Below are 618 nucleotides of genomic sequence, written 5' to 3' on the forward strand. Positions count from 1 at the left end.
TGAAGTGGTCCGGCAAAACTGGACAGCGTGCTAAGATGTATCCAACCTTGAAGACAGGATACACAAATGACGAAGAGACGCAGTTTTTCAGACAAGTTTAAGGCTACGGTGGCGCTTGAGGCGCTCCGTGGAGACAGGACGGCGCAAGAGATTGCAGCCAAGCACAAAGTCCATCCAACGCAGGTGACAACATGGAAACGGCAGGCGATTGATGGCCTGACGGGGGTGTTCTCTGACAAGGTCCGGAGAGCGGAAGACAACGAGGTCGAAGTCAAAGAGCTTCATGCGAAGATTGGGAAGTTGGCAGTCGAAAATGATTTTTTGTCACAAGGGCTGAAGCGATGAGCCCGAGTGAACGCAAGGCCATGATCAACGCTGACCGGACGGACCTGAGCCTGACCAAGCAGTGCAAGTTGCTAAAGATCAGCCGGTCGTCGCTGTATTATACGCCGGTTGGTGTGAATGCTGAGACGCTGGAATTGATCAACGAGATTGATCGGGTGTTCACCAAATATCCGTTCTTCGGCAGCCGCCAGATCGCGGCCTACTTGCCGAGAAATGGGTTCCATGCGGGTCGTCACCGTGTGCGTCGTTTGATGGGGATCATGGGCCTGCAAG

General features: G+C 53.7%; 2 protein-coding genes. Both read left to right on the forward strand.

The window, feature by feature from the left end; translation table 11 throughout:
• Positions 1–66 precede the first annotated feature (66 nt).
• Entirely contained in the window at positions 67–345 is a 279-nt protein-coding gene (locus PFRI_RS16505; RefSeq protein WP_072631805.1) for a transposase, read from the forward strand.
• Positions 342–618: IS3 family transposase (locus tag PFRI_RS16510; RefSeq protein WP_139292137.1), on the forward strand; the 277-nt coding region annotated here is incomplete at its 3' end. The genes PFRI_RS16505 and PFRI_RS16510, both read left to right, overlap by 4 nt.

It is taken from the genome of Planktotalea frisia (genome assembly GCF_001890925.1).
Lineage (GTDB): Bacteria > Pseudomonadota > Alphaproteobacteria > Rhodobacterales > Rhodobacteraceae > Planktotalea > Planktotalea frisia.

What these genes read in the sequence shown, in the direction of transcription:
- PFRI_RS16505 (WP_072631805.1), top strand. Translation starts at nt 67, where the DNA reads ATGACGAAGAGACGCAGTTTTTCAGACAAGTTTAAGGCTACGGTGGCG.